30 protein-coding genes are annotated in these 23,581 nt (G+C 69.4%); 14 read left to right on the top strand and 16 right to left on the bottom strand.

What is annotated here, in order from left to right:
• The first annotated feature begins 4 nt into the window (after positions 1-4).
• The 4 genes from ACFVAV_RS24555 (at position 5) to ACFVAV_RS24570 (ending at position 3,793) form a co-directional block, all read left to right on the top strand.
• Positions 5-850: a metal ABC transporter ATP-binding protein gene (locus ACFVAV_RS24555; RefSeq protein ID WP_379037533.1), complete on the top strand. Its 846-nt coding sequence runs from the start codon at positions 5-7 to the stop codon at positions 848-850.
• Positions 847-1,716: a metal ABC transporter permease gene (locus tag ACFVAV_RS24560; RefSeq protein ID WP_379037596.1), complete on the top strand. Its 870-nt coding sequence runs from the start codon at positions 847-849 to the stop codon at positions 1,714-1,716. The genes ACFVAV_RS24555 and ACFVAV_RS24560 overlap by 4 nt, the downstream gene beginning before the upstream one ends.
• Before the next feature lie 80 nt (positions 1,717-1,796).
• Complete coding sequence (locus ACFVAV_RS24565) at positions 1,797-2,969, top strand: acyl-CoA dehydrogenase family protein (RefSeq protein WP_379037535.1); 1,173 nt, start codon at positions 1,797-1,799, stop codon at positions 2,967-2,969.
• 20 nt (positions 2,970-2,989) lie between these two features.
• Positions 2,990-3,793, top strand: a complete 804-nt coding sequence (locus ACFVAV_RS24570) for an enoyl-CoA hydratase/isomerase family protein (RefSeq protein WP_379037536.1) — start codon at positions 2,990-2,992, stop codon at positions 3,791-3,793.
• 3 nt (positions 3,794-3,796) lie between these two features.
• On the opposite strand, the gene ACFVAV_RS24575 is transcribed toward ACFVAV_RS24570, so the two are convergent.
• From ACFVAV_RS24575 to carD, 6 genes are all read right to left on the bottom strand, one after another.
• On the bottom strand, positions 3,797-4,075 hold the full coding sequence (locus ACFVAV_RS24575; RefSeq protein ID WP_379037537.1) for a DUF4190 domain-containing protein: 279 nt from the start codon (positions 4,073-4,075) through the stop codon (positions 3,797-3,799).
• 50 nt (positions 4,076-4,125) lie between these two features.
• A complete protein-coding gene (rlmB, locus tag ACFVAV_RS24580; protein ID WP_379037538.1) occupies positions 4,126-5,109 on the bottom strand; it encodes a 23S rRNA (guanosine(2251)-2'-O)-methyltransferase RlmB in 984 nt (327 codons plus the stop codon).
• Positions 5,109-6,512, bottom strand: a complete 1,404-nt coding sequence (cysS, locus tag ACFVAV_RS24585; protein WP_379037540.1) for a cysteine--tRNA ligase — start codon at positions 6,510-6,512, stop codon at positions 5,109-5,111. The genes rlmB and cysS overlap by 1 nt, the downstream gene beginning before the upstream one ends.
• Positions 6,513-6,625: 113 nt before the next feature.
• Positions 6,626-7,099, bottom strand: a complete 474-nt coding sequence (ispF, locus tag ACFVAV_RS24590; RefSeq protein WP_379037541.1) for a 2-C-methyl-D-erythritol 2,4-cyclodiphosphate synthase — start codon at positions 7,097-7,099, stop codon at positions 6,626-6,628.
• Positions 7,096-7,845: a 2-C-methyl-D-erythritol 4-phosphate cytidylyltransferase gene (gene ispD, locus ACFVAV_RS24595; RefSeq protein WP_379037542.1), complete on the bottom strand. Its 750-nt coding sequence runs from the start codon at positions 7,843-7,845 to the stop codon at positions 7,096-7,098. Before ispD ends, ispF begins: the two co-directional genes overlap by 4 nt.
• 1 nt (position 7,846) lies before the next feature.
• Complete coding sequence (gene carD, locus ACFVAV_RS24600; RefSeq protein WP_019044685.1) at positions 7,847-8,335, bottom strand: RNA polymerase-binding transcription factor CarD; 489 nt, start codon at positions 8,333-8,335, stop codon at positions 7,847-7,849.
• A 351-nt stretch (positions 8,336-8,686) separates the two neighbouring features.
• Between carD and ACFVAV_RS24605 the strand changes: the two genes are divergently transcribed.
• Both ACFVAV_RS24605 and radA read left to right on the top strand, forming a co-directional pair.
• A complete protein-coding gene (locus ACFVAV_RS24605; protein WP_379037543.1) occupies positions 8,687-9,394 on the top strand; it encodes a hypothetical protein in 708 nt (235 codons plus the stop codon).
• 78 nt (positions 9,395-9,472) lie between these two features.
• Complete coding sequence (gene radA, locus ACFVAV_RS24610) at positions 9,473-10,873, top strand: DNA repair protein RadA (protein ID WP_379037544.1); 1,401 nt, start codon at positions 9,473-9,475, stop codon at positions 10,871-10,873.
• Positions 10,874-11,111: 238 nt separating this feature from the next.
• Here radA and ACFVAV_RS24615 read toward each other — a convergent pair whose 3' ends face one another.
• Together ACFVAV_RS24615 and ACFVAV_RS24620 are read right to left on the bottom strand one after the other, a co-directional pair.
• Positions 11,112-11,789, bottom strand: a complete 678-nt coding sequence (locus tag ACFVAV_RS24615) for a hypothetical protein (protein WP_379037545.1) — start codon at positions 11,787-11,789, stop codon at positions 11,112-11,114.
• Positions 11,790-11,870: 81 nt separating this feature from the next.
• Positions 11,871-12,494 carry a carbonic anhydrase gene (locus ACFVAV_RS24620; protein ID WP_379037547.1) on the bottom strand — a complete coding sequence of 208 codons (624 nt, stop codon included), beginning with the start codon at positions 12,492-12,494 and terminating at the stop codon, positions 11,871-11,873.
• Between the two features lie 90 nt (positions 12,495-12,584).
• On the opposite strand from ACFVAV_RS24620, the gene ACFVAV_RS24625 reads away from it, so the two are divergent.
• Positions 12,585-13,487, top strand: coding sequence for an A/G-specific adenine glycosylase (locus tag ACFVAV_RS24625; protein ID WP_379037548.1), 903 nt, complete (start codon positions 12,585-12,587; stop codon positions 13,485-13,487).
• Between the two features lie 68 nt (positions 13,488-13,555).
• On the opposite strand, the gene ACFVAV_RS24630 is transcribed toward ACFVAV_RS24625, so the two are convergent.
• Complete coding sequence (locus ACFVAV_RS24630) at positions 13,556-14,326, bottom strand: alpha/beta fold hydrolase (RefSeq protein WP_379037549.1); 771 nt, start codon at positions 14,324-14,326, stop codon at positions 13,556-13,558.
• A 56-nt stretch (positions 14,327-14,382) separates the two neighbouring features.
• Between ACFVAV_RS24630 and ACFVAV_RS24635 the strand changes: the two genes are divergently transcribed.
• The 4 genes from ACFVAV_RS24635 (at position 14,383) to ACFVAV_RS24650 (ending at position 16,400) form a co-directional block, all read left to right on the top strand.
• Positions 14,383-14,706 (top strand): antibiotic biosynthesis monooxygenase, encoded by a 324-nt coding sequence (locus ACFVAV_RS24635; RefSeq protein WP_189029711.1) that lies wholly within the window; start codon positions 14,383-14,385, stop codon positions 14,704-14,706.
• A 225-nt stretch (positions 14,707-14,931) separates the two neighbouring features.
• Positions 14,932-15,132, top strand: coding sequence for a CbtB-domain containing protein (locus ACFVAV_RS24640; RefSeq protein WP_379037550.1), 201 nt, complete (start codon positions 14,932-14,934; stop codon positions 15,130-15,132).
• Entirely contained in the window at positions 15,123-15,911 is a 789-nt protein-coding gene (locus tag ACFVAV_RS24645) for a CbtA family protein (protein ID WP_379037551.1), read from the top strand. Before ACFVAV_RS24640 ends, ACFVAV_RS24645 begins: the two co-directional genes overlap by 10 nt.
• 36 nt (positions 15,912-15,947) lie before the next feature.
• Positions 15,948-16,400 (top strand): hypothetical protein, encoded by a 453-nt coding sequence (locus ACFVAV_RS24650; RefSeq protein ID WP_379037552.1) that lies wholly within the window; start codon positions 15,948-15,950, stop codon positions 16,398-16,400.
• A gap of 56 nt (positions 16,401-16,456) precedes the next feature.
• Here the strand turns inward: ACFVAV_RS24650 and ACFVAV_RS24655 are convergent, their stop codons facing one another.
• The 4 genes from ACFVAV_RS24655 to ACFVAV_RS24670 form a co-directional block, all read right to left on the bottom strand.
• Positions 16,457-16,894, bottom strand: a complete 438-nt coding sequence (locus tag ACFVAV_RS24655; protein WP_379037553.1) for an OsmC family peroxiredoxin — start codon at positions 16,892-16,894, stop codon at positions 16,457-16,459.
• 73 nt (positions 16,895-16,967) lie between these two features.
• A complete protein-coding gene (locus ACFVAV_RS24660; protein WP_379037555.1) occupies positions 16,968-17,414 on the bottom strand; it encodes an SRPBCC domain-containing protein in 447 nt (148 codons plus the stop codon).
• 55 nt (positions 17,415-17,469) lie between these two features.
• A complete protein-coding gene (locus tag ACFVAV_RS24665; RefSeq protein WP_189029701.1) occupies positions 17,470-17,790 on the bottom strand; it encodes a multidrug efflux SMR transporter in 321 nt (106 codons plus the stop codon).
• On the bottom strand, positions 17,787-18,440 hold the full coding sequence (locus ACFVAV_RS24670; protein WP_379037557.1) for an FMN-dependent NADH-azoreductase: 654 nt from the start codon (positions 18,438-18,440) through the stop codon (positions 17,787-17,789). Before ACFVAV_RS24670 ends, ACFVAV_RS24665 begins: the two co-directional genes overlap by 4 nt.
• A 107-nt stretch (positions 18,441-18,547) precedes the next feature.
• Here ACFVAV_RS24670 and ACFVAV_RS24675 point away from each other — a divergent pair, with 107 nt between their 5' ends.
• Complete coding sequence (locus tag ACFVAV_RS24675; protein WP_379037558.1) at positions 18,548-19,165, top strand: TetR/AcrR family transcriptional regulator; 618 nt, start codon at positions 18,548-18,550, stop codon at positions 19,163-19,165.
• A gap of 9 nt (positions 19,166-19,174) precedes the next feature.
• Here ACFVAV_RS24675 and ACFVAV_RS24680 read toward each other — a convergent pair whose 3' ends face one another.
• Together ACFVAV_RS24680 and ACFVAV_RS24685 are read right to left on the bottom strand one after the other, a co-directional pair.
• Positions 19,175-20,035 carry an ABC transporter permease gene (locus ACFVAV_RS24680; RefSeq protein WP_379037559.1) on the bottom strand — a complete coding sequence of 287 codons (861 nt, stop codon included), beginning with the start codon at positions 20,033-20,035 and terminating at the stop codon, positions 19,175-19,177.
• Complete coding sequence (locus tag ACFVAV_RS24685) at positions 20,032-20,925, bottom strand: ABC transporter ATP-binding protein (protein ID WP_379037561.1); 894 nt, start codon at positions 20,923-20,925, stop codon at positions 20,032-20,034. The genes ACFVAV_RS24680 and ACFVAV_RS24685 overlap by 4 nt, the downstream gene beginning before the upstream one ends.
• Positions 20,926-21,140: 215 nt before the next feature.
• Here ACFVAV_RS24685 and ACFVAV_RS24690 point away from each other — a divergent pair, with 215 nt between their 5' ends.
• Positions 21,141-22,463, top strand: a complete 1,323-nt coding sequence (locus tag ACFVAV_RS24690; protein ID WP_379037562.1) for a sensor histidine kinase — start codon at positions 21,141-21,143, stop codon at positions 22,461-22,463.
• Positions 22,460-23,149: a response regulator gene (locus tag ACFVAV_RS24695; protein ID WP_379037563.1), complete on the top strand. Its 690-nt coding sequence runs from the start codon at positions 22,460-22,462 to the stop codon at positions 23,147-23,149. Before ACFVAV_RS24690 ends, ACFVAV_RS24695 begins: the two co-directional genes overlap by 4 nt.
• Before the next feature lie 57 nt (positions 23,150-23,206).
• Here the strand turns inward: ACFVAV_RS24695 and ACFVAV_RS24700 are convergent, their stop codons facing one another.
• Positions 23,207-23,524 (bottom strand): hypothetical protein, encoded by a 318-nt coding sequence (locus ACFVAV_RS24700; RefSeq protein ID WP_379037565.1) that lies wholly within the window; start codon positions 23,522-23,524, stop codon positions 23,207-23,209.
• Positions 23,525-23,581: the final 57 nt, after the last annotated feature.

Genomic DNA, 23,581 nt, shown 5'->3' on the forward strand with positions numbered 1-23,581 from the left:
GGCCATGTCGACGACCGAGGAAGCAGCGCTTACCGTCACGGCACCGGCGGCGTCCGCCGCTGCGGCCATCCGCCTGCGCGGGGCCACCCTGTCCTTCGGCGCGCGCACCCTCTGGCGCGACCTCGATCTCGACGTGGCGCCGGGGGAATTCATCGCGGTCCTCGGTCCCAACGGTTCCGGCAAGACCTCGCTGCTGCGGGTGCTGCTCGGCAAGCTCGGCCTGACAGCGGGCACCGCGGAGATCGCGGGCAAGCAGGCCGACATCGGCAATCCCGGCATCGGCTATGTCCCGCAGCAGAAGACCATCGACGCCGGGGTGCAGTTGCGCGGGGTCGACCTGGTCGGGCTCGGCGTCGACGGGCATCGCTGGGGGCTGGGCTGGCGTGGGCGCGGCGAACGGGCGCGCAAGGTCGAAGCCGCCGTCGCCGCGGTCGGCGCGCAGCGTTTCGCACATGCCCCGCTCGACACGCTCTCCGGTGGTGAACAGCAGCGGCTGCGGGTCGCGCAGGCACTCGTCGGCGATCCGTCGGTGCTGCTGTGCGACGAGCCGCTGCTCAGCCTGGACCTGGCCAATCAGCGGCTGGTCGCCGAACTCGTCGACAAGCGCCGCCGCGAGCACGACACGGCGGTCCTGTTCGTCACCCACGAGATCAACCCGATCCTGCCGCTGGTGGACCGGGTGCTGTACCTCGTCGACGGCGAATTCCGGATCGGCGCACCCGACGAGGTGATGACCTCGGCGACGCTCTCGGAGCTCTACGGCACCGAGGTCGAGGTCCTGCGGGTGCGCGACCGGCTGGTCGTCGTCGGAACCGGCGACGACATGGACGCTCTCGGCGGTACCGCCTGATGGACAAGCTCACCAAGGTCCTGCACCAGATGTTCGACATCGGCACCACCGCCGACCTGCTCACCTACGACTTCGTGCAGCAGGCGCTGCTGGCGAGCGCGCTGCTCGGCCTGCTCGCCGGACTCATCGGGCCGCTGATCGTCAGCAGGCAGATGTCGTTCGCCGTGCACGGCACCAGCGAGCTCTCGCTGACCGGCGCGTCGGCGGCGCTGCTGGCCGGCGTCGGGGTCGGGATCGGCGCGATCGCCGGTTCGGTGGTCGCCGCCGTGCTGTTCGGCTGGCTGGGTTCCCGTGCGCGCGAGCGTGATTCGGTGATCGCGGTGGTGCTCTCGTTCGGGCTCGGCCTGTCGGTGCTGTTCCTGTGGCTCGCGCCCGACCGGGCCGGGTCGAAATTCTCGCTGCTGACCGGGCAGGTCGCCAGTGTCGGCTACGACGGGCTGGCGCTGCTGCTCACCTGCACCGCGGCCGTGCTCGCCGTGCTGGCCGTGGTCTACCGGCCGCTGCTGTTCGCCAGCTCCGATCCCGAGGTCGCGATCGCGCGTGGCGTGCCGGTGCGGGCGCTGTCGGTGGTGTTCGCCGTACTGCTCGGCATCACCGCCGCGTTCGGCGTGCAGATCGTCGGTGCGCTGCTGGTGCTGGCGCTGCTCATCACCCCGGCCGCGGCCGCCGCGCAGATCACCGCGAGCCCGCTGCGTGCGACGGTCCTCTCGGTGATCTTCGCCGAGGTGGCCGCGGTGGGCGGACTGCTGCTGTCGCTGGCGCCTGGTGTGCCGGTGTCCACCTTCGTCACCGCCATCTCCTTCACCATCTACCTGGTGTGCCGCCTGATCGGGCACCGCAACCGGCAGCTGGCCGGCGTGCGCTGATCCAGGCCGTCAGCGCCGACTGAGCGTAGGAAGGCCCAAAGGGCCGCGGCCCGCGCGCACAGGCGCGCAAAATACACAGCATGATCGACTTCAGTGTTCCGGATGATCTGGCCGCGTTGCGGGATCGGGTTCGCGCCTTCGTCGCCGAGCAGATCGTGCCGTTCGAACGCGATCCGCGCCTCACCGCGCACGGGCCGACCGATGAACTACGGGCCGAACTCGTCGAGCTGGCGCGCGCGGAGAAGCTGCTCACGGTGCAGGCGCCGGTCGAATACGGCGGGCTCGGGCTCTCCCATGTCGAGCAGGCGCTCGTCTACGAGGCCGCGGGCTGGTCGACGCTGGGCCCGGTCGCGATGAACTGCGCCGCACCCGACGAGGGCAATATGTTCCTGCTCGGCAAGATCGCCGACCCGGACCAGGTCGACCGGTATCTGATGCCGGTGATCCGGGGTGAGCAGCGCTCGGTGTTCGCGATGACCGAACCCGGCGGCGCGGGGTCCGATCCCGGTCAGCTGAGCACCGAGGCGGTGTTCGACGGGGAGAACTTCGTCGTCAACGGGCGCAAGTGGCTGATCACCGGCGCCGACGGCGCCAAGACCTGGATCATCATGGCGCGCCTGGCCGAGAACCCGCACCTGCCCGCCGGGCCGACACTGTTCCTCACCGACGGCGACACCGAGGGCATCGTCATCGAGCGGATCATGAACACGATGGACCGCAACTATGTCGGCGGGCACGCGGTGGTGCGGTTCGAGAACCTCACGCTGCCGCCGTCGGCGGTGCTCGGCCGCACCGGCCAGGCCCTGCGCTACGCCCAGCTGCGGCTCGCGCCCGCCCGGCTCACCCACTGCATGCGCTGGCTCGGCGCGGCCGAACGCGCCCAGAGCATCGCGCTCGACTACGCGCGCACCCGCACCGCCTTCGGCAAGCCGATCGGCGAACACGAGGGCGTGTCGTTCATGCTCGCCGATAACGAGGTGGCGCTGCATCAGTGCAGGCTGACGATCTGGCACAGCTGCTGGCTGATGGATCAGGGACAGCAGGCCAGGCATGAGTCGTCGATGGCCAAGTCCTACGTGTCCGAGGAGCTGTTCAAGGTCACCGATCGCTGTGTACAGGTGCTCGGCGGGATCGGGATCAGCGACGAGACGGTCGTGGAGATGCTGTTCCGGGACATGCGCGCGTTCCGCCTCTACGACGGTCCGACCGAAGTCCACAAATACGCCATCGGGCGGCACTTGCTCCGCGAGTGAATCCACTACCATTCGATCCCATGAGTTCGGAACTGCTCGTCGATGTCTCTGCCGGCGTCGCCGTGCTCACGCTCAACCGTCCCGCGCAGCAGAACGCCGTCACCCCGACGATGGCGGCCGAGCTGAGCGCCGCGCTGCACCGCTGCGACATCGAGGACGCGATCCGGGCCGTCGTCATCACCGGCACCGCGCCCGCCTTCTGCGCGGGCGCCGATCTGTCCGCCCGCGCCGGCGAGGTGAGCGCCACCCTCGACCCGCCGCCGTGGCAGGTCCGCAAGCCGGTGATCGCCGCCGTCAACGGCCACGCGGTCGGGATCGGACTGGCGCTGGCGCTGCAGTGCGATCTGCGGTACTTCGCCGACGACGCCGTATACGGGCTCAGCCAGGTGCGCCGGGGCGTGCTCGCCGACGGCTACGCGCACTGGACGGTGCCGCGGCTGGCCGGGCTGGCCAATGCCGCCGACATCATGCTCACCGGGCGCACCTTCGACGGCGACGAGGCCAAGTCGATGGGCCTGGCCAATGCCAGCCTGCCCGCGGGCGAGGTGCTGCCGACCGCGCTGTCGGTCGCCCACGACATCGCCAACGGGCCCGCGCCGCTGCCCGTCGCGCTGACCAAGCGGCTGATCTGGGAGAGCCTCGGCATGACGCCCGCCGTCGTCGGGCAGCTCGAAACCGAGCTCAACACCCACGTCGCCAAAAGCATCGACGGTGGCGAGGCGATGGCCGCGTTCAAGGAACGACGTCCGCCGAAGTGGACGGGCCGCGTCAGTACCGAGTGGCCGGCCTGGGACGCCTCCGAGGAACGTCCCAGCCTGGACTGACGCTCAGAAATTACCGTTGCAGGATCCCGCCAGGTACAGCAACGCGAACAGCACCATGAGGATGGTGCCGAGGATGCCCGCGATGTACCCGATCGTCACCTGGGAGCGCCCGGACAGCGCGCCGTAGGACGCGTCGATCTCGTTGAGCGCCCGCTTGCCGAGCACCCACGCGACCGGCCCGAAGATCCCGCAGCAGAACGGGCTGAGCAGCCCGAGCACGAGGATCAGGTTCGCCTGCGGGTGCTCGACCGTCTCACCGATCGGCTGGTTGGGTATCGCCACGCACCGAATTCTACGGCGACAGAGCCGATTTGCCCGGAAACCGCGCTGACTCAGCCCAGACGGCGCTGTCGGGCGATGTCGGCGAGGACCACACCGGCGGCGACCGAGGCGTTGAGCGACTCGACCGGACCGGCCATCGGGATGCTCAGGATCGAGTCGCAGTTCTCCCGGACCAGGCGCGACAGGCCCTTGCCCTCGGAGCCGACGACGACGACCGTCGGCATGCTGCCGTCGAATTCGTCGAGGGGGGTGTCGCCACCCGCGTCGAGGCCGACGATCTGGAAGCCCTGCGCGGCCCAGTCCTTGAGCGTGCGGGTCAGGTTGGTCGCCCTGGCGACGGGCAGCCGGGCCGCGGCGCCCGCGCTGGTGCGCCACGCCACCGCGGTGACGCTGGCACTGCGACGCTGCGGAATCACCACGCCCTGACCGCCGAACGCGGCCACCGAACGGATGACGGCGCCGAGGTTACGCGGATCGGAGATGTTGTCCAGGGCGACGAGCAGGCCGGGCTCGCCGGAGGTCTTCACCCGGTCCATCAGGTCGTCGGGGTGCGCGTAGCGGTACGGCGGCACCTGCAGGGCGACGCCCTGGTGCAAACCGTTGGCGCTCAACCGATCCAGATCGGTGCGCGGCACCTCCAGGATCGAGATGCCCAAGTCGGCGGCGCGCTGCACGCTCTCGGAGAGCCGGTCGTCGTTCTCGGTGCCGACCGCCACGTAGAGCGCGGTCGCGGGCACCTCGGCGCGCAGGCACTCGAGCACCGGGTTACGGCCGAGCACCAGCTCGGGACCGTCGTCGGACTTGCGGCCGACCCGCGGCACACCGGACTTGCCGGACGGACGCGACTGCGCCGCTTTGGCTTTCGCGGCGGCCGCGGCGCGCTTGGCGGCGGGATGCTTGGTGCGCTCCGTGGCGGGCGGGGTCGCGCCCCTGCCCTCCAGACCGCGACGGCGCTTGCCGCCGGAGCCGACGACGGCACCCTTCTTGGTGCCGCCCTTCCTGATCGCTCCGCGTCGCTGTGAATTGCCTGCCATCAGTTCGCCTTTCCGCTTGATGCGCCCAGCGACCATTCCGGCCCCTGCGGGGTATCGGTGACCTCGATACCCGCTGCGACGAGCCGATCCCGTGCGGCATCGGCTTCTGCCCAGTTCTTCTCCGCTCGCGCGCTCGCCCGGCGATCCAGCTCGGAGCGGACCAGCACATCGAGCGCGTCGAGCGCCGCCGAGTTGTCGGCGGGGGTGTACCAGTGCGCGTCGAGCGGGTCGACGCCGAGGATGCCCAGCATCCCGCGCACCTGGCCCGCCAGCTCGGCCGCGGTATCGACCGCACCCGCCTCCAGCGCGCGATTGCCCTCGTGCACCACATGGTGGATTTCGGCGAGCGCCTTCGGAATCGCCAGATCGTCGTCGAGCGCGGCGGCGAATCCGTCGGTCCATTTACCGATCGGGACCTCGCCGACCCGGTCGAGCACGCGATGGACGAATGCTTCGATGCGCTGATACGAGGCGACCGCGTCGTCGAGCGCTTTGTCGGAATATTCGAGCATCGAGCGGTAATGCGCGCTGCCCAAGTAGAAACGCAATTCGACCGGACGGACCCGGCTGAGCACATTCGGCACCGCCAGCACATTGCCGAGCGACTTCGACATCTTCTCCCCGCCCATCGTCACCCAGCCGTTGTGCAGCCAGTAACGCGCGAATCCGTCGCCTGCCGCCTTGGACTGAGCGATCTCGTTCTCGTGGTGCGGGAAAATCAAATCCATTCCACCGCAGTGGATATCGAATTCGGGGCCGAGATAGAACTCGGCCATCGCGGAGCATTCCAGGTGCCAGCCGGGGCGCCCGGGGCCCCACGGCGACGGCCAGCTCGGCTCGCCCGGCTTGGCCGCCTTCCACAGCGTGAAGTCGCGGGGGTCGCGTTTGCCGCGGGTCGGGGTCTCGCCCTGGTGCACGTCGTCGAGTTTGTGGCCGGACAGCTCGCCGTAGCTGGGCCAGCTCAGCACGTCGAAGTAGACGTCGCCGTCGGCGGCGTAGGCGTGCCCACGCTCGATCAACCGCTCCATCAGCCCGACCATCTGGGTGACGTGGCCGGTGGCGCGCGGCTCGGCCGAGGGCGGCAGCACGCCGAGCATCTCGTAGGCGGAGTCGAAGGCGCGCTCGTGCGTGGCGGCCCACTCCCACCACGGCCTGCCCGCCTCGGCCGCCTTGTTCAGGATCTTGTCGTCGATATCGGTGACATTGCGAATGAACCACACGTCGTAGTCGTGCGCGAGCAGCCAGCGGCGCAGCACGTCGAAGGCGACGCCGCTGCGCACGTGCCCGATATGGGGCTGACCCTGCACGGTGGCCCCACACAGATACACCGAGGCACGGCCGGGGACCAGCGGGGTGAATTCCCGCAGGGTCCGCGTGTCGGTGTCAAAAAGGCGCAAGGTCACGGCATTCGATCCTAGTCGGTGGGATGTGCGTCAGGATGACCGGCCGGTTCGTGGCTCGCAACGATTCGCCGAGCGTGCGAAGCGGCGTGGGTACGGCGGAGAATTCCGGCCCGTCAGGGCTGCGGACACTCCGCCAGCAGACAGGTGGCGATGGCGGCGACGCCCTCACCACGGCCGGTCAGGCCGAGCCCGTCGGTGGTCGTGCCGGACACCGAAACGGGTGCGTCGAGCAATTCGCCGAGCACCTTCTGTGCCTCGGCGCGGCGTGGGCCGATCTTCGGCCGATTGCCGATGACCTGCACCGCGGCGTTGACGACTTCGAAGCCTTCCTCGGCGAGCAGCCTGCGGACCTCGGTGAGCATGGCGGCGCCGGTGACACCGGCCCATTCGGGACGGCCGACGCCGAAGACGGCACCGACATCGCCGAGGCCGGCGGCCGACAGCAGCGCGTCGCAGAGGGCGTGCGCGGCGACGTCACCGTCGGAGTGGCCTGCGCAACCATCGGCGTCGGGGAACAGCAGGCCTGCCATCCAGCAGGGCCGACCCGGCTCGATGGGGTGCACGTCGCTGCCGATACCCACTCTCATCGGGCGACCGCCTGCTCGGATCGGTCGGCGGCGCCGGGACCCGGCACCCGCTGGGCACCGTCGGCGCGGAGCGCTTCGGCAAGTCGCAGGTCGAGCGGGGTGGTGATCTTGAAGGCCAGTGGCTCGCCCGGCACGGTGTGCACGGCGACGCCGAGGCGTTCGACCAGGCCCGCGTCGTCGGTCGCGCCGACCTCGGTGGCATAGGCACGGCGCAGCAGATCGGCGGCGAAGCCCTGCGGAGTCTGGATGGCGCGCAGGTAGGCGCGATCGGGGGTGCCGGTCACCACGCCCGTGTCGTCGACCGCCTTCACGGTGTCGACGACGGGCAGGGCGGGGACGACGGCGGGACTGCCCGCCTGCAGCTCGGCGGCCACCCGCGCGATCAACTCCGGTGGAGTGAGCGCGCGAGCGGCATCGTGCACGAGATAGAACGCGGCATCGGGCGCGGCCGCGATCCCGGCGCGCACCGAATCGGTGCGCTCGGCGCCGCCAACGACGACCTGCACCGGCACAGGGGGCATCGAACCGCCGGTCAGTGAGGTGGTGGACAGCAGAGCGGACGCGGCATCGACCAGGTCGGCGGGCACGACCACGACAACCCGGTGCACCGCACCGGACGCGATCAGCCCGTCGACGGCCAACCGGACCATAGGTGTGCCGCCGACCGGGACGAACGCCTTCGGGGTGGATTCACCCAAGCGCACGCCACGACCGGCGGCAGGGACCAGTGCTACGACAGGTCGCACTCTAGGAAGCCGCGGCGAGGACCTCGTCGAGCAGCGATTCGGCTTTGCCGTCGTCGGTGCCCTCGGCGAGCGCGAGCTCACCGACGAGGATCTGACGAGCCTTGGCCAGCATCCGCTTCTCACCGGCGGACAGGCCGCGATCCTGCTCACGACGCCACAGGTCACGTACGACCTCGGCCACCTTGTTCACATCGCCGGAGGCGAGCTTCTCGAGGTTGGCCTTGTAACGGCGGGACCAGTTGGTCGGCTCCTCCGTGTGTGGCGCGCGCAGCACCTGGAAGACGCGGTCGAGACCCTCCTGGCCGACGACGTCACGGACGCCGACATATTCGGCGTTCTCTGCGGGAACCCGAACGGTCAGGTCGCCTTGCGCGACCTTCAGGACCAGATACTCTTTCTGCACACCCTTGATGGTGCGGGTCTCGATTGCTTCGATCAGCGCCGCTCCGTGGTGGGGGTAAACGACGGTGTCTCCGACCTTAAAAATCATGTGTCCCGTGCCCCTTTCGATGTTCACAGTTTAACATGCGACTCGATAACGGCGCGATCAACTGTGCAGGTCAGGGCCACAACGAGGCCATCGTAGGGGTTGACAACACGGAATTGTTGTGCATTGCGTTGCGCCAGAACGGGTTAACCACCAGCACAGCGAGCCGCCATCGCGCGCCACGTGCGCGGCATCGATCGGGCAACCCTACACCGGACACCGAACTGTTACTTCCGCGCCCGCGCGTCGCGAGCCCGGACGCCACGCGCGCGGAGCGAACTACTACGCTGCCTAGTTACTACCCTCCGATCCCTGTGTGGACGGAGTGAGCCCGGTCGACATGGAGGACAAACCGTGACTGCCCTGAAAGCTGTGACCGCCCCGTCGGCGCGACGTCGCATGGTGACGGTTGCCGCGCTCGCCGCTGCCGCGGGCATCGCCCTGACCGGCTGCAGCGCCGGCCAGCACGCCCAGACGGCGTCGCAGGCCGCCGCCATCAACGGCAACCACGCCGACGTGGGCGCGATCTCCCTGCGTAACGTGCACATCGTGTACCCCGAGGCGTCCGCCGAGCACGACAAGGGTGGCAAGGCGGTGATCGCGCTGTCGATCATCAACAACAGCGAAACCGTCACCGACGAGCTGACCAGCGTGACCACCGACCTCGGTCAGGTCAAGCTCACCGGCCCGGCAGGCGACGCCAAGTTCGTGCTGAAGCCGCAGCAGACCGTCGTCGCGGGCCCGGTCAAGGTGGCCGCCGCCCAGTCGGACGACCACCACGCGGCGCCGACCACCACGGCGGCCCCGACCACCACGGGTGCTCCGACCACCACGGCGGCTCCGGCGGGCGACAAGCCGTCCATCGATCCCGAGGCCAAGCCCGGCACGATCGAGATCACCGGCCTGTCCAAGGAGATCGGTCCGGGTCTGACCTACAACGTCACCTTCAACTTCAAGGACGCGGGCACCGTGCAGGTGTCGGTCCCGGTCGACGCCGCCTCGGTCGAGCGCATCGAGAACGAGAAGTCCGGCCCCGCCCCCGAGGGCAGCGGCGGCCACTGATTTCGGTACAGCAGGAAAGCCGTCGCGGTGCTCGCGGCGGCTTTTCTTTTTGTCGGAGCCGATCCGTAGGGTGCGCGTGTGGCCAAGACCAAAGCTGTCTTCCGGTGCACCGCGTGCTCGCACGAGGTGTCCAAATGGGTGGGAAAATGCCCTGATTGCGGTGCCTGGGGGACGGTGAACGAGACCGCGGTGTCCGCGTCCGCCGCGGCACCGGGGCGGCGCGCGATGCTGCCGACCACGGCGGCGGCCCCACTGTCGCAGATCGACGCCAAGGTCACCCAGGCGCGGTCGACCGGGGTCAGCGAGCTGGATCGGGTGCTCGGTGGCGGTGTCGTGCCGGGTTCGGTGGTGCTGCTCTCGGGTGAGCCGGGCGTCGGCAAGTCGACCCTGTTGCTCGAGGTCGCCCACCGGTGGGCCGCCCAGCGCAGCGAGACCTCGCTGTACGTGACGGCCGAGGAATCCGCGGGACAGGTGCGCCTGCGGGCCGACCGTACCGGCGCCGTGCACGACCGGGTGTACCTGGCCGCCGAATCGGACCTGTCGATCGTGCTCGGGCACGTGGAGCAGGTGCGGCCGACGCTGCTGGTGGTCGACTCGGTGCAGACGATGCTCGCGCCCGAGGTGGACGGCGTGATCGGCGGCGTCACCCAGGTCCGCGCGGTGACCGCGGCGCTGACCTCACTGGCCAAGGCCAGCGGTATCGCCGTACTGCTGGTCGGCCATGTCACCAAGGACGGCAATGTCGCGGGCCCGCGCACGCTCGAGCATCTCGTCGACGTGGTGCTGCAGTTCGAGGGCGACAAGAACTCCACGCTGCGCATGATCCGCGGCATCAAGAACCGCTTCGGCAGTGCCGACGAGGTGGGCTGCTTCGAACTGCACGAGGACGGCATCGCCTGCGTCGACGACCCGTCCGGGCTGTTCCTGCACCACCGCACCGACACCGTTCCCGGCACCGCGGTCACCGTGGCGATGGACGGTAAACGCCCGCTGGTCGCCGAGGTGCAGGGCCTGACCGTCAAGACCGAGATCCCCCAGCCCCGCCGTGCCGTGAGCGGCCTGGACTACAACCGGGTAGCCATGGTGCTCGCCGTGCTACAGAGCCGCGGCCGGGTGTTCCTGGGTAAGCACGACGTCTACGCCGCGACCGTCGGCGGCATGCGCCTGGTCGAGCCGACCGCCGATCTCGCCATCGCCCTGGCCATCGCCTCCGCCGAAGCCGATATCGCCCTGCCTGCGGGCTGGGTGATCCTCGGCGAGGTGGGTCTGGCCGGCGAGGTACGCAAGGTCACCGGCCTGACCCGGCGGCTCGCCGAGGCCGAGCGCCTCGGCTTCACCACCGCGCTCGTCCCGCCCGGTTCGGAGAAAACCAAGATCGGTTCGATGCGCATCCACGAGGTCGGCGACCTCCGTTCGGCCCTGCGCCTGGCCGAACTCCGCAAATCCCGCGCACCCCGCGACCCGGTCCCCGTGGAATAACCCCGGCAAACCGCCGATTTCACCGAAATTCCGCATTCTCGTGCCAACAACCATTGACGTGCGCATCGATCCTGCGAAGCTTGCAAATTGCCCCAACTTGAACATGTGACTTACAGCGCACCAGCACAATGCCGGCCCTTCCCAACCAGCCCCGCACGCCCCGACCTCGAGGAGGGGCAGGCCGACGCAGTCGGCCGTCGGCGGCCGTCCCGCCGGCTCGAGCGCGCCAGCGCTCCAATTACTCCGCCAGATTGAACGGCTCGGCCGCGCTGCGAATGGCGCCGAGCTGAGCAACCACCATGTAGGCGCCCGCGGGCACCTGTAACCGATCCCCGGCGCAATTGGGCTGCGAGGTGGTCCCGAACCAGGCCCCCTTGTAGGACAGCTGTTCGCCTGCCTTCAGCGTCTTCAGATCGGGCGGCCCGTCCGGATTGCAGTCGTTGCTGGCCCACAGCCGCCGCTGCCCGTCCAGCGTGTACACCAGGAACTGCGGACCCGGCCCCAGATCCCGTGAACAGGGCGCCGACGAGATATTCGTGATGACGGTCCCGAACGCGGGCTGATCCCCCACCCGATACGTCGGCTGCCCGACCGTCACCTTCAGCGCCAGCGACTGATCGCCACACGGCTGAGCCGCAGGCTGAGCCGCCGCCGAACTGGTCGCCGGCTCACTGGTCGTGGTGGTCGCCGAGCTACTGCTCGCCGTCGTCGAGGTCGGCTCGGCGGAACTGCTGCTGCTGCTCGACTCGGAGGTGGTCGTCGTAGCCGCGTCGGTTTTCCCGGATGAGTCCCCGCTCCGCGCGACCATGGTGACGAGCCAGATCACGATCGCGAGCGCGACGACGATGACGCCGATGGCGAGTGCACGGCGACGCCAGTAGATCTCCGGAGGCAGCGGTCCATTCGGTTCCAGCACGCCTCAACGGTAAGCGCACCGCGCGGGCCCGCGCTCGATGATCGCGGCGTGTCGGCGGTCGAACCGGGTCGATATCCCGGTTCAGACCACCTCGCCGATGTTCCCGACGGCCCGGCGCAGGTGCACGCGACCGTCCTCGAGCTTGTAGGTGACGCTCGCGATCGCGAGCTGACCGGTGGCCACGCGCTGCGAGATGATCATCGACCGCTGCATGAGCAGCCTGCTGGTCTCCTCGACGTGGCGCGCCTCGAACTCGTCGATCGAGGTGAGTCCTTCACGGCGGCCGACCAGGATCGACGGGGTGACCCGTTCGACGACGCTGCGGATGAACCCGCCGGGCACCTCGCCGCCGTCGAGCGCGTCGATGGTGGCCTTCACCGCGCCGCAGCTGTCGTGGCCGAGGACCACGATCAGCGGCACATTGAGCACCTCGACGCCGTATTCGATCGAGCCGAGCACCGAGCTGTCCACCACGTGACCCGCGGTCCGGACGACGAACATGTCGCCGAGGCCCTGGTCGAAGATCAGTTCGGCGGCCACCCGGGAGTCGCCGCAGCCGAACAGGATCGCGTGCGGATGCTGGCCGCTGACGAGCTTGGCTCGATCGGCGGCGCCCTGGCTAGGATGCAGCAGGGTGCCGTTGACGAAGCGCTCATTGCCTTCGCGCAGCGACTTCCAGGCGCTTATCGGATTGGAACCAGGCATACCGACCATTGTGCACACGCCCTTGGTTACCAGCGAGTCCGGCGCGTTACGCGTCGGCAAATACAGCCTGGCGGAGTGGGAACGGGAGCAGTGAGTATCGACGCCGAAGCCCTGGTGGACTGGTTCACCGACACCGCGCGTGATCTGCCGTGGCGCAGGCCGGAAGCCACCGCGTGGCACATCCTGATGAGCGAGATCATGCTCCAGCAGACCCCCGTCGTGCGTGTCGAGCCGATCTGGCGGGAGTGGGTGGCGCGCTGGCCGGTGCCCTCGGCGATGGCGGCGTCCTCGCAGGCGGAGGTGCTGCGGGCGTGGGGCAAGCTCGGGTACCCGCGGCGGGCGTTGCGGTTGCACGAGTGCGCGCGGGTGCTGGCCGCCGAGCACGGCGACGTGGTTCCCGCCGATGTCGATGTGCTGCTGAGCCTGCCCGGCATCGGCGCCTACACCGCCCGCGCCGTAGCCTGCTTCGCCTACGGTCAGCGAGTTCCGGTGGTGGACACCAATGTTCGTCGGGTGGTCGCGCGTGCGGTACACGGACGCGAGCCGGGAAATCCGTCCTCGCGCGATCTCGCCGAGACCGAGGCCCTGCTCCCCACGCCGGTGCCGCGTGCCGCGAAGTTCTCGGCGGCACTGATGGAGTTGGGGGCGCTGGTGTGCACGGCCCGCAATCCCGACTGCGCCCGCTGCCCATTGCCCGCCTGCGCGTGGGTCGACGCGGGCAAGCCGGCCGCCGAAGTGGCCCGCAAGGTGCAGAGGTACGAGGGCACCGACCGTCAGGCGCGTGGGCGCCTGCTCGACGTGCTGCGCGATGCGTCCGGGCCCGTGGAACAGGTACGCCTGGACCTGGCGTGGACGCGCGATCCGGGCCAGCGTGCGCGCGCCCTGGACTCACTGCTGGTCGACGGGTTGATCGAGCAGACCGAGGACGGATTGTTCGCACTGGCCGGCGAAGGCGGCGGCGCAGCGACCGGATCGGCGCCGAGCTTGCGCTGACATCGTCGTGCGACCAGGATTCGGCACGGGCGAGCCTGCCTCGAAGCATCGCAGTGCGCGGCGACTTCCTACCCGCGGGGATCGGTCGACGTCGCCGTGCCCGTGACGTGACGCAGGAAGCGGCCGACGTGCTCGCGATAGGCCCCAGGTTGTTCGTCATGCACCAGGTGCCCGGCCCCCGCGATCCACACATACTCCGCACCGGGGTGCACGTCGGCCATCGTCCGCATCTGACCGGGCGGGGTGATGGTGTGCTCGCCTTCGATGAGCAGCGCGGGCACCCGCAGCGATTTCCATTCGGCCCAGAAGTCGCGGGTGCCCCACTCCTCGGAGATCGCCCGGAAGGTGTCGACCTCACCGTGCAGCCGGTAGCCGTCGGGCGCGGCGGTGAAGGCGCGCAGGAAGTACGCGCCCGCGACCGGCCCGAAGTAGTCGAGCACCGCCTGGTCGTCGGCGAAGGGCTGCGGCCAGGAGTGGATCAGCTCGGCCCAGTGCGCGGCGGTGCGGCCGGTGAAATCGGGCGCGATGTCCTCGACGACGATCGCGCGCACCCGTTCGGGGTAGGTGGCGGCGAAGACCCAGCCGTGGATCGCACCCATCGAATGCCCGACGATCACCATCGGCTCGGCGATCCCGGCGGTGAGCTCGGCGAGATCGGCGACGAACGCCTCGGTGCTGAGCTCGGCGGGCGGCACCCGGCCGTGACCTGCGGAATCGACGGTGTAGACATGGCCGAATTCGCGCAGCCACGGGAGCTGATCTGTCCAGGTGCGCGCGCTGCCCATCAGCCCGTGCAGCAGCAGGATCGGGACGCCGGTCCCGCCTTCGTCGTACAACACCCTGCCGATTGTGCCCCAGAGCGGGATGTTTCCCGCGCGGTCGTATTGTCGGCGCTATGGCTGTTGTGAAGATCAATGCGATCGAGATCCCTGAAGGCGCGGGCCCCGAGCTGGAGAAGCGCTTCGCCGCCCGCGCGCACGCGGTGGAGAACTCCCCCGGTTTCCTCGGCTTCCAGTTGCTGCGCCCGGTGGCCGGTGACAACCGGTATTTCGTGGTGACGCAATGGGATTCGGAGGAATCGTTCGCCGCGTGGCGCGACGGTCCGGCCCGCGCCGCGCATGCCGGACACGGTGGTGAGGGCGAGCGTCCCAAGCCGGTATCGACCGGTGCCTCGCTGCTCGAGTTCGAGGTCGTCCTGGACGTGCCCGCCAAGGCCTGACAACGGCGTTTCCGCTGGACATGCGCACGCGCGTATTGACGCGGACGGTTGGTGACTGTCACAGTTCGAGAGACAGCACGCGAGGGTGCGCGGTAATTCCGGTGTGAATCCGGAGCGGTCGCGCCACTGTATCCATGTACCGGGTTTCCGGTGCCGGAGAGCCAGACACCGGCACCTTCGCATCACACTTCGACCGTGGGACGCGTATCCCTGAGGAGGACCCGAATGGCCATCGCGCATTCACCCAGCCGGGCTACCGGCCTCGACACCCTGGCAACCGTGCTCGTCACGGCCGGTGTCGTTCTGCTTGCACTGCTCACCCTGTACCTGGTCGGGTTCGACCAGGGGGCCGTCTCGCGTAGCGGGATGTACCTGCACGAGCTGATGCATGACGGACGCCACCTGCTGGGTGTCCCGTGCCATTAACCGGATCACTCAAGACCCTGCTGTTGCGCGGCCTGCTGGCCGGCCTGATCGCCGGCCTGCTGGCCGCCACAGTGGGCTACTTCATCGGCGAACCGCAGGTGGACGCCGCGATCGCCATCGAAGAGGCCGCCGCGGCACCGGCCGAGCACGGGCACGACGCGGCGGAGCCCGCGGGTCATTCCCACGGCGAGGAAGACGAACCGCTGGTCAGCCGGTCCGGGCAGAAGGCGGGACAGTTCCTCGCGCTCGGCCTGGCCGGGATGGCGTTCGGCGCGCTGTTCGCGTCGGCGCTGAATTACGCCCGCCGGTTCACGAGTCTGCCGGGGCAGCAGCTGTCGCTGTACGCCGCGGGATTCGCGTGGGCGGCGATCGTCGCGGTGCCGTTCTTCAAGTACCCGGCCAACCCGCCCGCCGTGGGTGATCCGGAGACCATCAACGACCGCACCTGGCTGTGGGTCGCCGCCGTCGTGCTCGGCCTGCTGGCCGTCGCGGCCGCGATCGCGGCGTACAAGGTGCTGGCCGGACAGCTGGATTCGCTCCGGTTGATCGCAGGGGTGGCCGCGTTCGTGCTGGTCACGACCGTCGGTTACGTGCTGCTGCCCGGCGTGAACGAAGTGGCCGACGATTTCCCCGCGACGCTGCTGTGGCGCTTCCGGGTGGCCTCGCTCGCCGAAACCACCACGCTGTGGGTGGCTTTGGGGCTGGCGTTCGCCGCGCTCACCGAATTCGCTTCGCGCCGTAGCACTCCAGTAGTGGAGCGGGTCGCTACCGCAGGGTGATCCTCGCGAGTATCGGCGAAAGGCAGTGTCGGTGTCATGACCGGCACTGCCTTTTCCGTTTCCGCACCCCGGCCCCGCGCGGTGACCGTCGCGTTCGGCGGTCTCGTCACCGCACTCGCCGCGGGCGCCGCCGAAGGACTGCTGCGCGCGATCCGTGGCGGCGGTGAATTCGGCGCCACCGCAGCGGGATTGCTCCCCCGCCTCGCCATCTACCTGGTCGTCGGGGCCGTCGCGCTGTACATGGTGAACGGCAGCCGGGTGGCCCGCGCGCTGCTGACCGTCGGCATCGGCGTGGTCGGCCTGCTCTCGCTGATCATCGAACCGCTGGCGGTCGTGCTGTCGACCGACGACTTCGCCGCGCTGTTCACCGGCCTGTCCCCCAGTTCGGCCGTGCTGGCGGGTTGCCGGACCGTGCACATCCTGGCGGTGGTGATCGCCATTCCGGCGATGTACACCCCGGCCGCGCACCGATGGTTCACCCAGCGCTGAGGCGGACCCGGCATTTTCGTGCAATCCGGCCGAACTGCACGAAAATGCCGGACGGATCAGATCAGTTCGGCGTCCAGTTCGACCTCGGCGACACCGGCCAGCGCCTTGCTGACCGGGCAGCCGTTCTTGGCGGCGGTGGCCGCGGTGTAGAAGCCCTCGGCGTCGAGCCCGGCCGCGACGGCGCGCACGGTCAGCTTGATCTTGCTGATCTGGAAGCCACCTGCCGGGTCCGCCGCGAGGGTGACGTCGGCGGTGACATCCAGGCTTTCCGGGGTGCCGCCTGCATTGGCGATCTCGGCCGAGAGCGCCATCGAGTAGCACGACGAATGCGCCGCCGCGATCAACTCCTCCGGGCTGGTGCCCTCGGCGACTTCGGCCGCGCGCCGCGGGAAGGTCACATCGAACTTGCCCACACCGGAGCTGACCAGTTCGACCTGCCCGGTACCGTCCTGCAGTCCGCCTGCCCAGAGGGTGCGTGCGCTACGAGTCGGCATGACAATCCTTTCGATTCGGTGGATATTGCGTCCGGTGACGAACCTACTCGGATCCCGGCCCGAGTTCGGCGCCTCAGGCGACGGTGCCGGTGACCTCGTCCAGCCGTTCCAGCATCTCCGGCCAGACCTGCTGGTGCAGGTCACGGATGGCGGCGGTGGGGAAGCCGGAGTGTCGCAGACGCAAGCGGATACCGCGGGGCTGCTTGAGGAATTCGGCGGCGACCACGGTCTCCACGCCGTCGGTGGCGGCGGTGACCCAGGTGAATTCGATCCGCCGGTTCTGTTCCAGCAGCAGGATGCGGCCGTAGTGCGGGTTGCGTTTGTCGGCCGAGCCGGTGTCGAAGTAGAGCGGCTCGTTCACGGCGGGGCGCATGAGGACCGATCCGGGGACGGCGAGCCACAGGTCGAGGCCCTGGGTCCAGGCCGCGTAGAGCAGGCTGGGCGAGGCTTTCATCACGCGCTCGACCGTGAGCTCGTGCGGTCGCGCAGACAGGTCCGGGGGGCGAACTGGCTGGTCCATCAGCCGACCTTACCGGCCCGGACCGGCTGATCGCCGCATCGGGTGTGCGACAGCGTCACTCGGGATTGGTGACACGCGCGAGCACGATGCCACCGAGGATCAGCGCCAGTGCCAGCATGCGGCCCGCGCTGAGCGGATCCTTGTGCACCAGCACGCCGAGACTGATCGCGCCGAGCGCGCCGATCCCGGTGAACACCGCGTAGGCGGTGCCGACCGGGAGGGTGTGCATGGCCCGCGAGAGCAGATACACCGCGAGCGAGCCGAGGGCGATGCAGAGCAGGGTCGGACCGAGTTTGGTGAAGTTCTCGGTCGGTTTGATGGTCTGCGACCAGATGATCTCGACGAGGCCTGCCAGGCCGAGTACTACCCAGCTCATTTCACGTAATCCTTCGCGAGCAGGCGAACTTCGGTCAGCGCGGCGGCGAGCGAGGCATCGTGCGCGTCGCGCAGGTGGGCCAGGTTCGGATCCTGCACGGCGTTGGCGAGTTCGGCGTTGACGAACACGGTGTCGGTAACGGCGAAATGGCCGGCGAAGAAGTCGCGCAGGTAGCGCTCCTGGTAGTCGTAGGCGGCCTTCGGCGCACCGGGCGAGTAGGCGCCGCCACGGGCGCCGAGCACGACGAACCTGCGGTGCCCCAGCGACATCCGCGGGAAGGTGATCTGGTCGAGCCAGGCCTTGAGCGCGGCGGGGATCGAGTAGTTGTACATCGGGGTGCCGATGAGGATCACGTCGGCGGCGAGTACCTGCGCCAGCAGTGGTTCGACGATCTTCCACGCGGTCTTCGCCGCGGGGGTCACGGCCAGTTCGGGGAGCTGATCGAGGTCGGTGCTGCCTGCCGCCAGGACCGCGTCGCACAGGTCGGTCCAGCCCTCGCCGATGAACGGTGTGGGCTGGGCGGTCAGGTCGCGATAGGTGTACTCACCGTCGGGCGCCTCGGCGCGCCAGGCCTGGACGAATTCCGCGCCGAGCCGGCGGCTGAGCGACCGGGTGCGAGCGCTGGCGTCGAGGTGCAGCAGGTGTGTCATGGTCGAGCCTTCCATAAATGGACATCATGTCCGCTTGCCGTGCCTCGACCATAGAGCGTAAGTGGACATCTTGTCCACATATTCGTTTCTGGACTACAGTCGAGACCATGGAGCCCCGATCCGACCTGCTCACCGGCATGGCGCTGGACGCACCGCAGCCCGCCGAGCGCACCGACGCGGCCCGCAACCGGGTCAAGGTGCTGGCGGCGGCCGCCGAACTGTTCGCCACCCGCGATCCGCGCACGGTCACCATGGACGACATCGCCAAGGCGGCGGGCGTCGGCCGCGGCACCCTCTACCGCCGCTACCCCGACCGCACCGCCATCGCCGTCGCCCTGCTCGACGAACACGAACGCGCGCTCCAGGAACAGTTGCTGCGCGGGGAACCACCACTGGGCCCCGGCGCACCGCCCGCCGACCGGCTCGCCGCCTTCTATGCCGCGATGGTCGAATTGCTCACGGCCCATGCGCATCTGGTACTAGGCGCCGAGACCGGCGGCGCTCGTTTCGCCACCGGCGCTTACGGATTCTGGTCCGCCCACGTGCGTGCGCTGCTCGTCGAAGCTGCTGTCGCCCAACCGGATTCCCTGGTCGATACCGTCCTCGCACCGGTGGCCGCCGAGGTCTATCTGCAGCAACGCGAACGCGGGCTCGCACCCGGCCAGATCATCGACGGGCTGGCGGTGCTCGCCCACCGCCTGCTCGACTCGCCCCCGGCCGGGTGAACCCGAGGATCAGGTGAGGTCGCGGCGGGTCATCAGCCAGATGGTGCCGCCCGCGAAGGCCAGTACGTAAGCGGTGAGCAGGGCGAGGGACTCGCCGCGGGTGAGGATGTCGAGGACGCCGGGGGTGGCCGGGCCGCCGACGGTGCGCATCGCGCCCGCCAGGGATCCGGCGGCGGTGCCGGGCAGCAGGTCGGTGAACGTCTCGATCGGACCGAAGATGGCTGCCACCCCACGCAACAGGTTCTCCACGACGAGCACCCAGACCAGACCGAGGCCGACCGCGAGGGCCGGGCCGCGGGCGATGGCGCCGATCAGCGCGCCCGCCAAGGTCCACATGCTCAGAATCGCTGTGCCGGAGATGATTCCGAGGACGGATCGTTCCAGGGACGGCAGGGTGAGCGGCTGACCCGCACTCATCGCGATGAGCGAGGAGACGCCCAGGTCGACGGCGAACGCCACGCAGACCAGGGCCACCACCACGACCACCAGGCTCACGAGCAGGCCGCCGACCGCCGCCGGACGGCTCGGCCCCTGGGTGAACACGGTTTTCCAGGTGCCCCAGCCGTAACCACTGCCGACCGCGAGCGCACCCAGGATGAGCATCAGCGCACCGCCGAACATCGCCATGCCCTGGGTGAAGACCTCCGGGACCGCGGCGGGCAGCAGCTGGCCGAGCAGGACGTCGCGGGGCAGGCCGTCCGACATGGCGCCGCTCTCGCCGGAGGTGTAGGCGAGGTAGTTGAACAGGTAGGCGAAGGTCAGATTCAGCAGGACCCAGACCCCGAGCACGATCCAGAACGCGGGCCAGCGTCCGAGCCGCACCGACTCCGCGCGCATGCTCGTCCACAGATCTCTTGTCACACCGGTCATTTCGCGACCTCCACAGCCGTCATCTCGAAGAACACTTCTTCCAGGGATTTCTCGTCGACGCGCAGTTCGAGCAGATCGGCGCCCGCCGACACCACCGCGCGCGCCACCGCCGGCGCCATCACGGCATTCGTGTCGACCCTGATCCCGTCCGCGTTCGCCCGTGCGGGAGCGACGGCACGGACCGCGTCGAGGGCGATGTCGACAGGATCGGCGCGCACCATGAGCGTTGCGGTGCCGCGCAATTCGGCGACGGTCGATTCGGCGAGCAGCCTGCCACCGGAGATCACGCCGACCCGATAACAGATCTCCTGCACCTCGGCGAGCTGGTGACTCGACAGCAGCACCGTGTGCCCGTCGGCCGCGAGATCGACGATGAGCGTGCGCATTTCGGCCAGGCCCGCCGGGTCGAGGCCGTTGGTCGGCTCGTCGAGAATCAGCAGGTCGGGGTCGCCGAGCAGGGCCGCGCCGACGCCGAGGCGCTGCTTCATCCCCAGCGAATAGGTGCGGAAGCGGTCGCCCGCCCGGTCGGCCAGGCCCACCCGTTCCAGCGCCTTCTCCACGTCGACGGTGCCGAGACCGCGGTAGCGGGCCAGTACGCGCAGGTTGTCGCGGCCCGAGAGATAGGGGTAGAAGCCGGGGCCCTCGATGAGGACGCCGATGCGGCGCAGCACCGCCGGATCGCCCGGCACGCGGCCGCGCACCCGCGCGGTGCCCGCGCTGGGGCGGATCAGGCCGGCCAGCATGCGCAAGGTGGTGGTCTTGCCCGCGCCGTTCGGGCCGAGGAAGCCGTAGATCTCGCCTGCGGCGACTCGCATGCTCACCGCGTCCACCGCGATGTGCTCGCCATAGCGCTTGGTCAGCTCGTCGGTGACCACGATCGAATCGTTCATGGGAATCAGGATCCGCGCCGATGCGGTGCCGGGGCATCCGTCGCGGAGCGGCTTCGTGGCTACGCCGCACGGACTACCCGCGCTGTCGTCACGCCGCTGAATATTCGCCTCGGCGGGCCCGCTGACCGGCCACTGTGGCGCCTCAGGATGGCTCGCACCGGAATTACGCGCGCAGGCCGACGCGGAGGGCGGGCCTACGCAATAGGGTGACAGAGGTGGGAGCGTCTGCGAAATGGGAGCGTGGCTCGGTCGTTCAGGACTGGGGCCTGGCAGTGGTGGTCGCGGTGATCCAGCTCGCCGCTAGTTCCGGCGCGAATACGCAGCAGAGCGGGGTGCGCTCGCTCGACGCGTTCGCGTATCTGTTGCTGCTCGCCGGGCCGATCGCGCTCGGCTTCCGGCGCGTGCTGCCCGAACCGGTGCTGCTGGTCGCCCTGCTCGCCGCGGTGTCGTATGTGCTGCGCGACTACGGATACGGGCCGATCTTCCTGTCGCTGATCATCGCGTTCCTGACCGCGGCCGTCAACGGATCACGGTGGCGCACATACCCGGTGGTCGTGGTCGGTTATCTGACGATGGTGTGGCCGTTGCCCGCGCTGCTCGGGCGCGACACCGATGCGTGGCAGATCTTCGGTCTGCTGGCCTGGATGGGTGTGCTCGTCGCGATCGCCGAGGGTGTCCGGCAGCGGCGGGCGGTGGTGGTCGCGCGCAGGCAGCGCGCCGAGGCGGCGCACCGCGACGAACAGTCGCAGCAGGCCAGGGCGGCCAGCGAGGAGCGGCTCGCCATCGCTCGTGAGCTGCACGATGTTCTCGCGCACAGTCTTTCGCTGATCAATGTGCAGTCCTCGGTGGCGCTGGAGCTCTTCGATCGGAAACCGCAGCAGGCGGCGGCCGCGCTCGCCACGATCAAGACGACGTCCAAAGAGGCGCTGGCCGAGGTGCATACGCTGCTGCACGCCATTCGCAGCGGTGCGGCCGTGGCTCCTGTCGAGGACTACGCCGAGCCCGCACCCGATTCGCCCCCGCCCGTCGCTCCTGTCGCGCCGCCACGGCCCGCGCCCCGCGCGCCGGCGCCCTCGCTCGATGATCTCGACACCCTGCTCGAGCGCACCAGGGCGACCGGGCTCGATGTCGACACCAAGATCATCGGCACGCCCAAGAAGCTGCCCAGCGTGATCGACGTGGCCGCGGCCAGGATCATCCAGGAATCGCTGACCAATGTGGTGCGGCACGCGCCCGGCGCGACGGCGACGATCACCCTGCGCTACACGCCCGAATCGGTCGACATCACCATCGACAACACGCGGCCGACCAGTACCGCTGTCCGCACCGGTGCGGGTGGCAACGGAATCATCGGCATGCGGGAACGCGCGCACGCGCTCGGCGGGGCCCTCACGGCCGGGCCGCGGCCTTCCGGCGGATTCCGGGTGGCGGCCAGATTGCCGGCCCGGCCAGCGGCCACCTCGGCCGAACCGCGCGCCGCCCAGCAATCCGCGCCGGCGGCAGGCTCCGCCGCCGACGGGAAGGGGGCCTCCGTATGAGCGAGCCCGGCCAGGTCGGCGCACGCAAGACGCGCGTGCTGGTCGCCGACGATCAGGCGCTGGTGCGTGGCGGGTTCGTCGCGCTGCTCGACGCCCAGGACGACATCGAGGTCGTCGGCGAGGCCGAGAACGGCGAGCAGGCCGTCCGGATGACCCGCGCGCTCGTCCCCGATGTGGTGCTGATGGACATCCGCATGCCCATCCTCGACGGCCTCGCCGCGACCCGCATGATCGCCGACGAGGCCGGGCTCGCCGAGGTCCGCGTCGTCGTCCTCACCACCTTCGAGCTCGACGAATACGTCTTCGAGGCGATCCGCGCGGGCGCGGCCGGTTTCCTGGTCAAACACACCGAACCCGCCGACCTGCTCCGCGCCGTCCGCGTGGTTGCCGCGGGCGACGCCCTCCTCTCCCCCGGCGTCACCCGCCGCCTCCTCGCCGAGTTCGCCACCCACGCCAAACAACCCCCACCCGCCGCCCTCGCCGAACTCACCGACCGCGAACGCGAGGTGATGACCCTCGTCGCCGAAGGCCTCACCAACGCCGAAATCGGCGCCCGCCTCTACCTGAGCCCCGCCACCGCCCGCACCCACGTCAGCCGCATCCTCACCAAACTCGACGCCCGCGACCGCACCCAACTAGTCGTCCTCGCCTACGAATCAGGATTGGTCCGCCCGGGCTGGCAGTAGCGGTGCCTGGGCGTTCGTACTCCGCCCGGCGCGAGAAGAAGCCGGGATGCTCGGGCGTCAGTAGATGGCACTCCAGTAGGCCTCGACGACGAAACCGACTATGTAGCGGGGGTTCTGTGGGTCGTCGGTCACTGTGACCGTGGCCTTGGACAGGTCGATCTTCATGCCGTCGCTGTTGAGGTACTGCTGGCTGTTGGCGGTGTAGGTGAAGAAGGGGGCCTCGAACGGCTGGGGGCGCAGGGTCGGTGACGAAGCGCGCAGGATACGGGTGGCGTCGGCGCGCTCGCACACCGCGAACTTCTCCTTGGAGTTTCTGGTGGCGCCGATCAGCAGCACCGGCCGCTCGCCGTCCGTGCACTTTACCCACCCGAACACACGGGTAGACCTACCAATCTGGTCTGACGAAAAGCCCCGGGGCCCACCGGGATTCGC

Origin of the sequence: Nocardia sp. NPDC057663 (genome assembly GCF_042799895.1) — a bacterium.
In the GTDB taxonomy this organism is placed as follows: Bacteria; Actinomycetota; Actinomycetes; order Mycobacteriales; family Mycobacteriaceae; genus Nocardia.

Coding starts and splice junctions, on each gene's coding strand:
- ACFVAV_RS24570 (WP_379037536.1), top strand. CDS start 2,990: ATGAGTTCGGAACTGCTCGTCGATGTCTCTGCCGGCGTCGCCGTGCTC.
- ACFVAV_RS24655 (WP_379037553.1), bottom strand. CDS start 16,894: ATGCCGACTCGTAGCGCACGCACCCTCTGGGCAGGCGGACTGCAGGAC.
- ACFVAV_RS24695 (WP_379037563.1), top strand. CDS start 22,460: ATGAGCGAGCCCGGCCAGGTCGGCGCACGCAAGACGCGCGTGCTGGTC.
- carD (WP_019044685.1), bottom strand. CDS start 8,335: ATGATTTTTAAGGTCGGAGACACCGTCGTTTACCCCCACCACGGAGCG.
- ACFVAV_RS24685 (WP_379037561.1), bottom strand. CDS start 20,925: ATGAACGATTCGATCGTGGTCACCGACGAGCTGACCAAGCGCTATGGC.
- ACFVAV_RS24660 (WP_379037555.1), bottom strand. CDS start 17,414: ATGGACCAGCCAGTTCGCCCCCCGGACCTGTCTGCGCGACCGCACGAG.
- ACFVAV_RS24555 (WP_379037533.1), top strand. CDS start 5: ATGTCGACGACCGAGGAAGCAGCGCTTACCGTCACGGCACCGGCGGCG.
- ACFVAV_RS24650 (WP_379037552.1), top strand. CDS start 15,948: ATGACCGGCACTGCCTTTTCCGTTTCCGCACCCCGGCCCCGCGCGGTG.
- ACFVAV_RS24565 (WP_379037535.1), top strand. CDS start 1,797: ATGATCGACTTCAGTGTTCCGGATGATCTGGCCGCGTTGCGGGATCGG.
- ACFVAV_RS24670 (WP_379037557.1), bottom strand. CDS start 18,440: ATGACACACCTGCTGCACCTCGACGCCAGCGCTCGCACCCGGTCGCTC.
- ACFVAV_RS24635 (WP_189029711.1), top strand. CDS start 14,383: ATGGCTGTTGTGAAGATCAATGCGATCGAGATCCCTGAAGGCGCGGGC.
- ACFVAV_RS24640 (WP_379037550.1), top strand. CDS start 14,932: ATGGCCATCGCGCATTCACCCAGCCGGGCTACCGGCCTCGACACCCTG.
- ACFVAV_RS24620 (WP_379037547.1), bottom strand. CDS start 12,494: ATGCCTGGTTCCAATCCGATAAGCGCCTGGAAGTCGCTGCGCGAAGGC.
- ACFVAV_RS24665 (WP_189029701.1), bottom strand. CDS start 17,790: ATGAGCTGGGTAGTACTCGGCCTGGCAGGCCTCGTCGAGATCATCTGG.
- ACFVAV_RS24680 (WP_379037559.1), bottom strand. CDS start 20,035: ATGACCGGTGTGACAAGAGATCTGTGGACGAGCATGCGCGCGGAGTCG.
- ispF (WP_379037541.1), bottom strand. CDS start 7,099: ATGAGAGTGGGTATCGGCAGCGACGTGCACCCCATCGAGCCGGGTCGG.
- rlmB (WP_379037538.1), bottom strand. CDS start 5,109: ATGGCAGGCAATTCACAGCGACGCGGAGCGATCAGGAAGGGCGGCACC.
- ACFVAV_RS24675 (WP_379037558.1), top strand. CDS start 18,548: ATGGAGCCCCGATCCGACCTGCTCACCGGCATGGCGCTGGACGCACCG.